This is a genomic window from Burkholderia sp. Ac-20353, assembly GCF_017104785.1.
GTDB lineage: Bacteria > Pseudomonadota > Gammaproteobacteria > Burkholderiales > Burkholderiaceae > Burkholderia.
On sequence record NZ_JAAGPL010000099.1, the window covers coordinates 1 to 13031 of the forward strand.

A 13031-nucleotide genomic window follows, 5' to 3' on the forward strand; every position below is an offset into this window, starting at 1 on the left:
CAGTTGTTCCAAGGTCAGCTTCTCCACTTCGGTCAGTCGCAACTCGCATCGCATAGGTTCGCAGTTCCCATCACATGGTCTGCATTCCTAACGCATGATCTTCAAATCCGTTTACTCAACACACTTAGCGGCTATTTTCAGCACCAGCTTTTCCTGAAGCTGAAGGCGAAAGGTCTGATCGCCGTCGCCGTCGGCGACGGCGATCAATCGATCTTCGCTTTTGCCCAGAAGGACCCGCAATACTTGCTTGCCTTGACGCAGCCGGGCAGCGGCTTCACTCCTTTCCCCGTAACCAGGAACTTCCGCAGCCATCCATCGATCACCGATTTTTCCCTACGTCTGCTCGATCCAAATCACGTGGTGGCACCGACTTCCGACATGCGCGTCTTCCTGAAGACGGTAGCTGGGGACCAGATTGCCATTGCGCAATGGCTGCGAACGGCGATCCCACATTTGATGTCGCATTTCGGGGTTGCTGCGGCCGGCCGAGTGGCCGTGTTGTGCCGACATCAGCATTCTGCCCGGCTCATCGCAGAGCACCTCAGCCTTACGCACTATCTCTTCGAAGACAGCCCTTTCACAAACACACCATCGGGGGAGGCGGCCGTCTTCTCGGACCTGCTGAAACTGCGCTTCAATCCACACCTGACGGCACAGGCATTGCTTGAACGTAGAGGAATGTCGGGGATCGGCGCCGCAGCGACTCGCACATTACGTCAGACACTGTTGCGCTGCCGGACGTGTGCCGACGACGATTTGGGCGCTGCGGTGATGGAGGCGGGCGCATGCCTGCTCGGACAGCCGCCCTCGCTTGTCGGCGCGACAGAATTGCAAACCATCTGTGCGGACTATAGCTTGCGTCGGCGTTTTGCGAGCCCTGCCAGCGATGCCGTTCAAATTATGACGTTGCACAAGGCCAAAGGCCTGGAGTTCGATCTCGTTTTTCACGCGGATTTGTACGATCACGTCATTCCGGCACGTCTCTATATCGACGGAAGCTTCGAGGTGGTTTTCGAGAACGAACAGCAATGCCTGAACCTGCATTACGTAGGAATCACGAGAGCCATCCAGGCCTGCGTGCTGCTGACCTCAACTGCGCGAATCAACAAGCAAGGGCAGCAAAAGAATGGCGCACCTTCGCAGTTTCTGGGTCGAAACGGAACGGCGCCCACGCCGATTACTTGGTAGCACATTGATGTAGGTAACGTCTGCGCACACGGCATGGTGGCGCATTGCATGCGCCCGAGTCGTTCCCAGGCCTAGGCTGTACCGTGACACTGCAGGCGGCAGGTTTGTATCGCAGACGGCGCCCCAAACCGGCGGTGGCCTATCCTGCCATCCCTTGTTTTCTGTGCATTTTTTTGTGGTCCAGAGTAAACGCCGTGCGCAGAGGTTTCTGCCTTCGAGTAAACGGCCGATCGTGCCGTGGAGAACTGCGTGCGTTGTCCTTGCGATGACGATGCGACGTGGGGTTATGTCTGAGTCAACGCATTGCGCAAAACGATGTGTTAAGGGATGCGCAACCAGTGTGTCATGAACTGTGACCAGTGGCGAACCCAATGTGTGAAGTGTGCGCGCTGCCGTGCGTTGGGTGCTCACAAAAATTCGAATGGTTTGCTGGGTATATGTGCTGATCGATGCGCTTCACGCGGCGCACGAAAATACAAAACGAGAGAGTGTGCTCGGAGCCTATGCAACGCTCGGAGCGAGTGAAAGGATGTGGACGGTGCGATTCAAGCGGTGCGCTATGGGGCGAGCATCGAACGCGCAGACGAGAGCGAAACACCATGAGCAGTTCCCGGCTAGGCGTGTACAGTCTGCATGCCTACATGTGACACAACCGAAACCACAATCCGGCGTCAAGGTGATGGTCTCCGAAGTGAACGGCAAGCGTTACCCCGGCGCTCCTAGATGCGTTGTTGAAGCGTGTCGCGTGCGCGCCACATACGCAAAAAAGGTGCGTTGTTCTCCTACATTCCCTTCGCTTCCGGTGTGTTCCTGCGCGGGCAAGTCGTGCGCAAAAACCGTGTTGACGCGTGCTCAGGACGTGCGCACGATGGTGTCACAGCGATGCGTAGCCGATGTTCAGGAGGGTAACGATGCCTGTTGCGAAGGTCTATACGAAGTCGCAATGGGAGGCGTTTGGTCGCGCACTCGACGAGCTGCCGGAGAAGCCGGATACCGAACGTGGCGTGACGGTGCGCGATGCGATGAAGGACATGCGTGTGCGTGTGCGGACTGCGCAGGCGAAGGGCTATACGCTGGAGCAGATCGCGGAGCAGGCGCAGCAGCAAGGACTCGACATCACGGCTGGGACGATTCGCTATGCACTGCGCTCGACCGGGAAAGGCGGTAGCGCAGGTGGTGTTGCGCGGCCAGCATCAGGTGCACGCGCGCCTGGTGCTGAGAAGGTGTTCACGGCGCAATCGCGCGCGCAGGATGCGACGTCTCAGACAAAGCATGTTCGCAAGGATGGGGGAAAGACGGAAGCCAGACCGCAATCCGGGCCAGTGCAGGGTGCACTCGGATTTGCGATCCGGCCCGACACCGACGATCTGTAGAGGAGTCGCGATGGATACGGCAGTCAATCCCATCTATCTCGTGGGCGGCGGCAAGGGCGGCGTTGGCAAGAGCCTCGTCGCGCTCGCGCTGGTCGATCATCTGCAGCGGCGCGGCGTCAAGCCCGTGCTGGTTGAGAATGACACGTCAAACCCTGACGTGATGAAGGCCGTGCAGTGCGAGATTGATTGCGCCGCATTCGATCTGGACGAGGCGGACGGGTGGATCAACTTCGTGAACTACTGCGATGAGCATCGCGACGCGGTTGTGGTGGTCAGCACGGCAGCCCGCAACCAGGATGGCGTCGCCCGCTACGGCGCGACGCTGGCCAGCACGCTGGGCGAGCTTGGCAGACGGCTCGTCGTGTTCTGGGTGATCAACCGACAGCGCGACAGTCTGGAACTGCTGCGTCAGTTCGGTGAAACCTTCCCGGACGCGATGACGCACGTTGTGCGCAATGGCCACTACGGCACACCGGACAGGTTCGTGCTGTATCAGGACTCAAAGATCCGCAAGAGTGTCGAGGCGAAGGGCAAGTCGCTCGACTTTCCCGAACTCGCGGATCGCGTGGCGGACGATCTGCGTAGTCAGCGCCTGTCGGTGCGCAAGGCGGCGGAGTCGTTACCCATCGGGCAGCGCGCGGAACTGCTGCGCTGGCGGGCGCTCTATGACGCGATGTTCGCCGGGGTGACGGGCAATGCCTGAGCGGCGGGCGCGGCGCGGACGTCCTGTCGATCCTCTCGGCCGGCTCTTTTATGACGTCACCGGGGAGAAGCCGGACGACGCGAGCCTGCTGCGTATGCGCCGGGTGTCAGTGGCCCTGAATCTGCGCGACAACGATGCGCTGTGGTCGGTGCTTGCGGTGCTCGAATACTATGCGCGGCTTTACGAAGCGATGCCGGAGCGCATCGAGCAGGCAGGCAACGGTAAACTGGACGCGGTGCGGGAGGAGGCACGTGAGGCGACGGACGCGCTAATGGCGCAGCACCGCGACGCGCTCGCGCGCTGCAAGGCGACCATCGAACTCGCGGAACGCATGGCCGTTGAACACGAGGCGAGGTATCGCGCGACGCTCGCATCACTGAATGAACAGGCGTTGGTCACGCAGGTGGGGCGCGCCGCTGACCAGATTGCGCGCATCGCGGGAAACCGGGTAGTGGGCACGGTAGCCGTCGCGTTGCGTGAGCATCGGCAGCAGCTCGACGCAGCGGTAGCTCTGTTTGAGCGGGAGATGAGCGCGGCAGCGGCGCGTGCCGCGAAGGTTGACCAGATAGCCGCGAGACGGATGACGAAGGCGTTCCGCGCACTGGTGGTCGGAACGCTGATCGTGATTCTGCTCGCGGCGGTAGTGGGTGGGCTGGCGGGGCGGTACACCGGCAGTCATCCGGTGCGGGCAGACGGTTTGCCGTCTGCCCGCACGGGTCATACTTCGTTGGTGTCGCCTTTCATGAACGCCAGGGCATCATGAAGCACGCGCGAGGCCGGCAGCGGTCGGAAAGGGCCACGGCGGCTGCGTACCGGCTGAGGCGGGAGCCACGGCCACATCGCAAGCCGTGTTGTTGATGCCACTGTGATTGCTTCCGGGCTCGGAGGCACCTTCGTCGTCGTCCTGCGCCTCGTCAGAACCATTGCTGGTGTCCGGGCCGTGTTCGTCCTCCCCGGCGTTCCCGTCCTCGTCGTCGCGCGCTTCCCATGACGGCGTGACCGGGATTTCCGTATCGGTGAGGATTTCCGGGAGCCAGGCGACCTTCGCCAGACGTAGTTCGGCTGCGGCAGCGGCGTCTGCCTTCTTCATCTTTCCGAGGTCGGCGGCAACCTTGGGCGACACAGCTGCGGACACGACTTCCCCGATGCGCGCCTTACTGACGTGATCGAAATACGTGGCGCGGGTCGGCGTCCAGTACCGGGTCATGTCGAGGTTCAGCGCGCCCGCGAGCGCGCTGATCGCCTGCGGCTTTTCTTCGTCGACGATGCCGTCGAGCAGGGTGCCGGTGCAGAAGGCAAGTAGGTCGAGCAGCGTCGTCCCGGGATCCTGCTTCGCGAGCCACGGCAACAGGTCGGCGCGTTTCGCGGGCAACTCGGCGACCCATCGAGCGCGTTGTGCCTCAATCGTGTTCCATGCAGCACTGCTGGGCAGGTCGTCCGCCGCGCGCAGCAGGCTGTCGCGATTGTTGTCGCCAGATAGCGCCAGATAATCGCGCGCGGACGTGTAGCCGTAGTGCTCGGGCAGCGCCTGCGGAACGAGATGCCGTAACAGAGCGGCGAGCGCGACGGAGGGCTGCGCGACTAGTTCGGCGTGGATGGCGACGGTGCGGTGCGCGGTGAGTCGCTGGCAGAGTTTTCCGCTGTGGACGGGTTTGATCTTCGGTACAGGACCATCTGCCGGGTCCGCAGCTTGCGCCTCCGGTGTGCCGGTAACAGTCGCACCCTCCGCGTCCAGCACCGCACTGTTCTCGCGCCGCACGAGACCGCGCTCGATGAGCAGTTTTCCCTGTGGATCGATGATTACGAACGCGCCCGCCTCAGCCATCTGCTGTGTACCCCACACCATGGCGCGGCCTTCTAGCGCGATTATCTCTGCGTTGACCCGTCCGATTTCAGCCTCGAGGCGGTCAGCTTCCTCATATGCATTTTCATCGTCCTCGGAGAGTGCTTCCAGATTCTCGGCCAGTTTGTCCTGCTGCGCGGTGAGCGCGTCCATCTCACGCTGTTCGTCGTCAGTAAAGGGGCGCTGGATAGGGCGCAGCTTGCCGTAGCGGTTAAGCTCCAGCACGTCGCGCTCGACGCGGGTTTCTGTCCAGCACCAACCCGCGGCGCGCACTTCTTCTGCGGCTACGTCGAGCTTCCGTGCGACGAGCCGCTGCAGCAGTTCGGCATCGGCGATGTAGCCCGCATTCCCGTCGTCACTGAAGAGGTCACGGCGTACATACCCGCCTGCTGCTTCGTAGGTGTCGAGGCCAATAAAGCGCACAAGGCGGCTGCGGCTCGTGTCGATTTCGGCCCGCGTGATCGCCTGCCGCAGATAGTTGGTCTGGCGCTGCCACTCGCTCGCATCGAACCAGATGTGCTCCTGCGTTTCATGGTCGTCCGCAAGGGCGATTGCGGCAAGCTGGTCGAGTGTGATCGCGTCCTCCCGCAGCAGGGCCAACAGCTTTGGAGATACGCTGGCGAGCTTCATGCGCCGTTTGACCGTGAGCGGCGAGGCCGAAAAGAGCGCGGCGATGTAATCGACGCTTCGCCCTTCCTCGGCCAGCATCCGGTATGCGCGCAGCACGTCGAACGGATCGAGTCCTTCGCGCTCGGTATTTTCGATCAGAGAAACGGCGAGGGCTTCGCCTTCACTGACGATGCGCACGGGGACCGGGTAGTCGGCGGCGATGTCTTTCTGTTCGAACAGGAGGTCGAGGGCGGCTTCGCGGCGCTGACCGGCACACACGCCATATTTGCGCTGCCTGCCGCGCGATCCCTTGATCTCGTGGACGACGAGATTTTGCAGCAGACCCTTTGCCCGTATATTGGCGGCAAGGCCGGGAATGCCCGACAGGGGTTTCGTGCGCGCATTGAGGGGCGACGGTCGCAGGCTGGAATACGGCACGGTCACGATGGGCTGCTCGTTACCGAAGTGGGTTTCGAGCATGGTAGCTTGTTCGGCGGTGTCGACCATAGTGGTTTCGGATTTGGCTTGCATGACTGACTCCAGAAAGTTGAAATGAAAGTTCCGGGTCGGCACTACCGGATTCTGTCAGGATTGGACCCGGATAGGAGTCCTGATAGATGAAAAGAAGGGGCGGCTTTCCCGCCCCTGTCGTGGCTACGCTTTCATCTGGCGCATTGCGTCCGCGAGCATCCAGAGGGCGCGGTTGAGCTTCACGTTCTGGTCGATGCCGGTGATAGGCCGTGTGGACATCGAGCGACCCGTGCGTGAGCGTCCATGCAGCCCGCCCTTGGTGAGGTTTTCCTGAATGCGGTTAAAGACGGTCCAGAGGTCGTCGCGCCGATCCTCGAAGCGGCGCGGGGCGAGCAACTGGCTGTCGGTGACAGGGGCCGGGGCCTCCGCGTCGGTCGGGTCGTAGCGCAGCGCGAGTGCGGAGCGGGCGAACGCATGCTGTTCATCACGGTCGAGCGTGACAGCGCGCATGCCTTCCTTCTGCTCGCGGATCAGGTCGAAACCGTCGAGCACGTCGAATGCACCGTTGATCACGTTCTGGACGATGTTGCCCTTGTGCGGGACGCGGATATCGGCGACGTTGTCGCCCGCCACCATGCCGTTCTGGCAGACGAAGCGCAGCATGCCCGCGAGCATCTGGTAACTGCTGGTGCCATCGTGCGAGTTCAGCAGCACGATTTCGTTGGCTTCCTCGCCGGTAATCTGGTCAGCGTGACGAAGCCGAAGCATGTGTTTCGTGTACTCGCGACGGTCGTCTTGCCGCACGCGCGTCTGGCAGACCATGAAAGGCTGGAAACCTTCATTACGCAGGCCGCGCAGCACGTCGATGGTCGGAATGTAGGTGTAGCGTTCGGAGCGGCTTTCGTGCTTGCCGTCCGCGAAGATGGACGGGGCAACGCGGCGAATCTGATCGTCCGACAGGGGCGAGTCAGCGCGCAGCATCGGGGAGCCGTAACGGAAAGAAGAAGCGAGTTGCATGGCAATCTCCAGAGTCAAGGTTGAGGACTTGAACCGGGCGAGGGGATGTGACTTGCCGTTGCGGCTGAACACCTCCCGGTGGAACTCGGGGTTGGCCTTGCTGTCGCCAGGTTCCCGGGTTTCCGCCCGTGCGATTTGAGGAGCCGATAGCGGACAGACGTCAAGGAAAAAGGCGAGGGAGGGGTGCGGGCAACACGGTCCCTCGCCCCTTGACGTCTGTCCGCTATCGGCTACGGTCGCGGGTCGAGGGCGGAAACCTGGGAGCCGGGTGGATGCCATGCCGCGAGTTGACCGGGCAGGGGAACAACTGGAAGGCTGGAAGATGAGCGGGGTTGACTGCTGCACCAGCGATTGATGCCCGACAGGATTGAGACGCGGGACGCGGCTCGACGCGCAGCGCGAAAGCCCGGTCCCGACGCGTGGGCGGCGGGAGGTGCCGGACGGTGACACGCGTGGCATCGCTAGCGCGAACGGCAGTCGCAATCCACTGACAGCGGGCGAGGCCACAGGTCTGAAACGAAGGAGCTGCTAATGCCCGGTTACCGTGTCTGCCGCGCTGTGCACTGCTAGTGTCAGGCCGGATGCGTACGCGGCAAAGTCTCGACCCGCCTTCTTGGCCCATCGAGGGCCGTCCGTCTCCCGGAGCCCATCCGTCTCACGCCCAGCGGCCGTCGCCGCAGCGCCTTCTCATGCAACACGCATAAGTGCGGGGACGATCAAAAGCGCGTCCTCTGAGCGCGGTGAGGAATGCACGCCTTACGGATCTGTAATCCGGCAAATAATCCGGGCAATTGCATAAATCCGGGGCCCAGTCCGGTATCTCAATGGATTTCGCATCTCTTTTCAGGGCGATTTGCATGGCTTGCGCGCTGCCTGGCTAGCTCCGGTGCGCTGTTGATGCGCAGTTTTACGGGTTACCGCGCAGGGTCTTCGCCGCAGGGGCCATTTCAACATTGCTGCTGCGCGCACAATCGGGTCTTGATGAGATAACATGCATGCACCTGACAGTAAAAGATTAAGAAAGATGGGAAAAGGAATCAGGATGCGGTCTGCACTGGACCGCCGGGGAAATGCATGGACAGTCGAGGCATTGCAGGCGCTTCACGACGCGCAGCGTGAGATACCGGATCTTGTCTGTGATCATCCGCCGTGCGGATGTGCGGTGCGTTTCGTGCATCGCTACCAGCAGAACCGTTCGAACCGCATCGAGCCGATCGATGTGCCCGCCTACATCGGCCTGACCAGTGATTCCGAACATGTTGCCGGATGCCGCTATGACGCGCCTGGAAGGTTGACGGCTATCGTCGCGCAGTCCGATCCGGATTTCGTGAAGGCACTTGACACCGGAAAGCGCGAACTGCGGCTGCTCGTTCTTCACAATGGCCTGCGCGGCGAGGGGCTTTCCGGAGCGACGTCGGTCCGCCCCGGCACGAGGACCGGGACACCGGGCGGAAATGCCACCATCGATGTTGTCCAGTCGGAGAAGAGGCTGTCGAGCTACGTGCGGACGATGGCCGACCTTGTCGCCCTCCGCGCGTTATGCGAGGCGGATACGTTTCTGGCGTCGGAACTGATACTGCGTTTTGGTACGCGGCGCATCGCATGGAAGGACTTTTTCTTCGAACGGGACCGGTACGACGATGCATGGATGCTGGTCAGGGAGGGCGGTACGAACGCCTTTCCGATCGCGCTGGCGGCGACCGTGCGCTCGCACTACGTTCCGTCATCGGGGGGGAAATACAGGAATGCTTTTCTGAACTGCGAGTCGCTCTACCGGAAGACCGGCGCTCCGGACGGCGTCGAGACGTTCGAAACAAGCGTTGCCCACCAGGACGCGAACTGGCTTTCGGACTTTCCGGTGGGCACCGACATCGTCATGTTCGGTATCTGGTGGGCACAGGACAGCGTGGAAAAGCAGGTCAAGGATTCGCGCGATCCGTCCAAGGCCGTCACATTCGTGACGCACAAGTTGATGCTCGAGCCGAAATTCCGGCTCCAGGTGATCCGAATGGACGCGTAACAGCCGAATGTCGCCGTGTTGCCGACGAGTCTGAGACCCCGGAGCGGATGTGGCGGCCGTTCAGGCATGTAAGTGGGCGACGTACATCCGCGCCGCGCTATCGTCACGGATGCAGTTCCAGTTGGAATTGGCACGCTACGTAGGGACGGCCTCGCATCGATCGCCAAGGTTCGAGGTCTGCGAAAGCGAGGCGCCCGAGCTGCGCGAGGCGACGGCGTTGCGGCAGCTAGGTGCCGGTGACATGATCGGGCAGCTACTTTGGACGATTGGGTAATTCGATGGGCGACTATTTCAGTGATCGTGAGAACGGTCCGCGGGCCAGGACCATACAGACGATTTCACCAACCGTATGGGCCGGGATCGTTGCGGTGGTTCAAGGCCTGGTCAATAGCGGCTCGTTTGGATTCCGTTTTCCGGAACGGTGTTCTGACGGGCAGGTGATTTGCGGTTGTGATTCCGACTCTTTGGCGGCAGCGGTGCGGGCCGAGATGCCAGGGCTGGTGTGGCCACTCGAAACCACACGCGCGGAAGACGGCAACTATTATTCTGAACGCCAGCCGTTCGCGCCGGATACACTGATTATCCTTGACTTCGTCGAATTAGTCTTCGATTCGATTGCAAAACCGGTTCTCGGCGAGTACCACACCTACTTCAAGCACCATCATCTGAGATTTGACCAGCAGGACGGGCAGGACGAGTTTAGATCGAACGTCAACAGTTTGCTTGCCCGCAACGGTGTGGCATACGAAATGTCGCCAGCGGGGCGAATGGCACGCGTGCTTCCTCCAGTGTTGGGTGAAGAGCTGAGACGCACGATATTTAACACCGGTGATCGCACGCTGGACAATATGCTGGATGAATGTCGGGCGAAGTTTTCTGACCCGAATCCGCTGTTGCGCCGTGAGGCGCTGGAGCGACTATGGGATGCCTGGGAGAGGCTGAAGTCGCTTGCGGACCCTGACAAGAAGCGGTCTGTGAAGATCATTCTGGATGCGGTTGCCACGGAGTCATCGCTTCGAGTCCGACTTGAGGCCGAAGCGGTGGAGTTGAACGGCATTGGAAATAGTCATCTGATCCGGCACTCGGAAATAAGCCAGCGGCCAGTCATAGACGTGGATCATGTTGATTATCTCTTCCACCGCCTGTTCGCAATGATCCAGTTGATGCTGAAGAAAAAGGATAACGCGTGAACGCTCGTATGCCTCATCGGGATGCCATCCGAATATTGTTTCTATTGAATGCGGGAAGCGTGCAATGGGTGGATCAGAGCGACGCAGCCGTCGCAAGAATCTTCAAGGGTGAAGCACGCTTGCACGCATTCGATTTCTGGATGCGCAATCCCGACTATCTGGCAAGCGAGCTTCTTGACTCATTTGAAGCAACCGGGAATGTGCAACACCTCACAGCGGCCGAAGCAATATTCGACAGTGATGAGCCGGATTTGAGGCGAATTCCGATGATCCGCTATCTGTTCGGTGCATTCGAGCGGCTTGACGATGCCTTGTCGTTGCTTCGGTCGCGCGACCTCGTGCGGATCACGGGTGTCAAAACCAAGACGAAGGTTCACGAGACGGATTTTGTCCTGACCAGCAAGGCAGTAGGGGTCTGCGAGAATGCGATCATCAAGGAACCCATTCTGGAATGGTATGCGGATCGCGCCGCCTTGATCGCTGACGTCGCCGGCAGCCGCGGAGGCGGGGCGCTGAAACAAAAACAATATGAGCAGGCCACCTACGCAGAGACGCAACTGGGCGGAGTCATACCGCCGATCGGCGTCGATGTGCGTCAGAGGCTTGCCAGCCTGAAACGAGCCGCCTGAGGAAGGAGACCATGGCAAATGCAAACATGGAATGGCTGGACGCCATTGCGCACCGGGCCAACGTGTCGGTGACCCGGGTGGAGGAGGTGCTTACGGCGCGGCATATCGTACCGACGCCTGTATTGCCGGCTCCGCGGAGGATGAAGCTATTGAGCATCACATTCGGAGGGGTGAAGCTGGAAGTCGAGGACAAGGGCGCGTACACCTTTGAATGGCCCGACCTCGGTGAAGGGCTGTGGGGCATGATGACGGACCGCAACCTTCGCGGTAAATCGTCAATCATTGAAGTCGTTCGCTGGATGCTGCGTGGCAAGCCGTCGACAAATCTTCAGGATGATGTGAGCGCGTGGATACAAAACGCGTCGGTGCGATTTGAACTTGACGGTGTAGAGCATGAGATCGAGGTTGACTGTCGGGAAGGGACGCGCGGATCAATGAGCCGGCGAACATCGACGGTGAGCGCTGCAACGGTAGTCGCGTCGTTCAGCAGTGACAAGCAGTTTGAGGCGGTCATGTCGGATTTCTTTCTGCGTGCGTTCTCGATGGAAAGTCTGGCGACCTGGCGAGAGAGTGAATCAGAGGACAAGAGTGGGCAAACGGTGGTACATGGTTGGCCCGCCTTGTCCGGCGCCATGTTCATCGGCACCAACTATGACGTTGTTCTGGGTGACCTGCCTGCAACCACCGGAACGCAAGCACGCCTTATGCAGATGTACATGGGGGTCCCTTGGGTGTCGACGCTGGCGTCTGCAACTGCTGCCCAGAAGCTGGTCGACTCCGGCAATGAGCTGGATAACCGGCGCCGGAGTCAGGCAGCACGGTCTCGACAGGCACGGGCGGCGGAAATCCAAGTACAGCTCGAAGAAAAGCGCGCGAGCCTTAGTGCGCTGCCGTCCGACGAGTCGGTTCAGGCCGAATTGTCAGACCTCAGCAGAAGGTATGCCGAGTCCAGGGGGCGGGAGAAGGCGATGCAGGAGCGACTGGATCGTGAGACCGTTGCCGAGCATCAGGCAAGTGCGGCTTATCTGCAGGACCGCAGAGACTTGCAGGCTCACAAGGACTCCACGGCGGCTGGCGCGATCTTTCGTATGCTTGATCCGACCTGCTGTCCCAGGTGTGATCATGAGATCGACAAGGAAAAGAAGAAAAAGGAGGCAACCAGCCATGCATGTGCGGTGTGTGGTGAAGGCATCTCTGGCTCTGAAGATGCCGACGTGATCCGAGAGGAACTGGAGGCTAGTGTCAAAGCCTCGAAGGCGGCGTTCGACAAGGTTCAGAAAGCCAAAAAGCAAGCTGGCGACGACCTGGTTGCGTTACATGAAGACTTGGATCGCATAGAAGCCAGACGCGATGAGCTAATCAGGCAGCTCGGCACATTCGAATCTCGACGGTTGCTGGCAAACGAGATTGCGGTTCTCGAGGGCCGTTTCGAAGAGGCACGATTCGACCCCGGCGTCAGTGATGTTGAAGATGATGAACCGGCGGTCCTGAAAGCAATCGTCGTTGAGACCGAATTGCGCCTGAAAGCGGTGCGCGACGAGTTTCTCGAAGAGGTCTCAACCAGTTTGCTGCGTTACGCACAGACCTTTGGGATGCACAGCCTGTCGAAGGCTCAACTTCGCGGCAATGCAAGCCTGTTGCTTGTCAAAGGCGGCGCAGATACCTCCTTCAGCAAGGTGACGAAGGGGGAGCGTCTCCGTCTGAAGGTTGCCACGGTGCTCGCGATGATTCAGGTCGGCGAACGGCGCGGCATAGGGAGGCATCCGGGGCTGATCATGATCGATTCACCGGGTGCGCAAGAAGTCGCACCGGAAGATCTCAAGGGACTGCTTTCAGGCCTGGAGGGCGTGCGAGAAGAACTCCCTCATCTTCAAATTTTTGTTGCGGGTATTACCTCACCTGCGATGCACGAATTCATTCCAGGAAACCGTCGTAAGGAAGCGATAAACGGAGGATACCTGTGGTAACGGATGCCACAGATCCGCCGA

The 13031-nt window shown here is 60.4% G+C and carries 10 protein-coding genes; 8 read left to right on the forward strand and 2 right to left on the reverse strand.

Annotated features, from left to right (window positions below; all coding sequences use genetic code 11):
* From G3N94_RS24920 to G3N94_RS24935, 4 genes are all read left to right on the forward strand, one after another.
* Window positions 1–1188, forward strand: a 1188-nt coding sequence (locus G3N94_RS24920) for an ATP-dependent helicase (RefSeq protein WP_205795216.1), incomplete at its 5' end; no start/stop codon positions are given.
* A 911-nt stretch (window positions 1189–2099) separates the two neighbouring features.
* Window positions 2100–2561 (forward strand): hypothetical protein, encoded by a 462-nt coding sequence (locus G3N94_RS24925; protein ID WP_205795217.1) that lies wholly within the window; start codon window positions 2100–2102, stop codon window positions 2559–2561.
* Window positions 2562–2571: 10 nt separating this feature from the next.
* The gene (locus tag G3N94_RS24930) at window positions 2572–3264 is read left to right on the forward strand and encodes a P-loop NTPase (RefSeq protein ID WP_205795218.1); all 693 of its coding nucleotides are present in this window, start codon (window positions 2572–2574) and stop codon (window positions 3262–3264) included.
* Entirely contained in the window at window positions 3257–4027 is a 771-nt protein-coding gene (locus G3N94_RS24935) for a hypothetical protein (protein WP_205795219.1), read from the forward strand. Before G3N94_RS24930 ends, G3N94_RS24935 begins: the two co-directional genes overlap by 8 nt.
* Here G3N94_RS24935 and G3N94_RS24940 read toward each other — a convergent pair.
* The gene (locus tag G3N94_RS24940; protein WP_205795220.1) at window positions 4022–6247 is read right to left on the reverse strand and encodes a ParB/RepB/Spo0J family partition protein; all 2226 of its coding nucleotides are present in this window, start codon (window positions 6245–6247) and stop codon (window positions 4022–4024) included. The genes G3N94_RS24935 and G3N94_RS24940 overlap by 6 nt on opposite strands.
* Window positions 6248–6370: 123 nt before the next feature.
* Complete coding sequence (locus G3N94_RS24945; protein ID WP_205795221.1) at window positions 6371–7204, reverse strand: DUF932 domain-containing protein; 834 nt, start codon at window positions 7202–7204, stop codon at window positions 6371–6373.
* Between the two features lie 1042 nt (window positions 7205–8246).
* On the opposite strand from G3N94_RS24945, the gene G3N94_RS24950 reads away from it, so the two are divergent.
* The 4 genes from G3N94_RS24950 (at window position 8247) to G3N94_RS24965 (ending at window position 13010) form a co-directional block, all read left to right on the forward strand.
* Window positions 8247–9224, forward strand: a complete 978-nt coding sequence (locus G3N94_RS24950) for a hypothetical protein (RefSeq protein ID WP_241022054.1) — start codon at window positions 8247–8249, stop codon at window positions 9222–9224.
* Window positions 9225–9502: 278 nt separating this feature from the next.
* Window positions 9503–10414 (forward strand): hypothetical protein, encoded by a 912-nt coding sequence (locus G3N94_RS24955; RefSeq protein WP_205795223.1) that lies wholly within the window; start codon window positions 9503–9505, stop codon window positions 10412–10414.
* Window positions 10411–11043 carry a hypothetical protein gene (locus G3N94_RS24960; RefSeq protein WP_205795224.1) on the forward strand — a complete coding sequence of 211 codons (633 nt, stop codon included), beginning with the start codon at window positions 10411–10413 and terminating at the stop codon, window positions 11041–11043. The genes G3N94_RS24955 and G3N94_RS24960 overlap by 4 nt, the downstream gene beginning before the upstream one ends.
* 11 nt (window positions 11044–11054) lie before the next feature.
* Complete coding sequence (locus G3N94_RS24965) at window positions 11055–13010, forward strand: large ATP-binding protein (protein ID WP_205795225.1); 1956 nt, start codon at window positions 11055–11057, stop codon at window positions 13008–13010.
* Window positions 13011–13031 lie beyond the last annotated feature (21 nt).

Excerpts from the sequence above, each read along its gene's own strand:
- G3N94_RS24925 (WP_205795217.1), top strand. The coding sequence starts at position 2,100 with ATGCCTGTTGCGAAGGTCTATACGAAGTCGCAATGGGAGGCGTTTGGT.
- G3N94_RS24930 (WP_205795218.1), top strand. The coding sequence starts at position 2,572 with ATGGATACGGCAGTCAATCCCATCTATCTCGTGGGCGGCGGCAAGGGC.
- G3N94_RS24935 (WP_205795219.1), top strand. The coding sequence starts at position 3,257 with ATGCCTGAGCGGCGGGCGCGGCGCGGACGTCCTGTCGATCCTCTCGGC.
- G3N94_RS24940 (WP_205795220.1), bottom strand. The coding sequence starts at position 6,247 with ATGCAAGCCAAATCCGAAACCACTATGGTCGACACCGCCGAACAAGCT.
- G3N94_RS24945 (WP_205795221.1), bottom strand. The coding sequence starts at position 7,204 with ATGCAACTCGCTTCTTCTTTCCGTTACGGCTCCCCGATGCTGCGCGCT.
- G3N94_RS24950 (WP_241022054.1), top strand. The coding sequence starts at position 8,247 with ATGCGGTCTGCACTGGACCGCCGGGGAAATGCATGGACAGTCGAGGCA.
- G3N94_RS24955 (WP_205795223.1), top strand. The coding sequence starts at position 9,503 with ATGGGCGACTATTTCAGTGATCGTGAGAACGGTCCGCGGGCCAGGACC.
- G3N94_RS24965 (WP_205795225.1), top strand. The coding sequence starts at position 11,055 with ATGGCAAATGCAAACATGGAATGGCTGGACGCCATTGCGCACCGGGCC.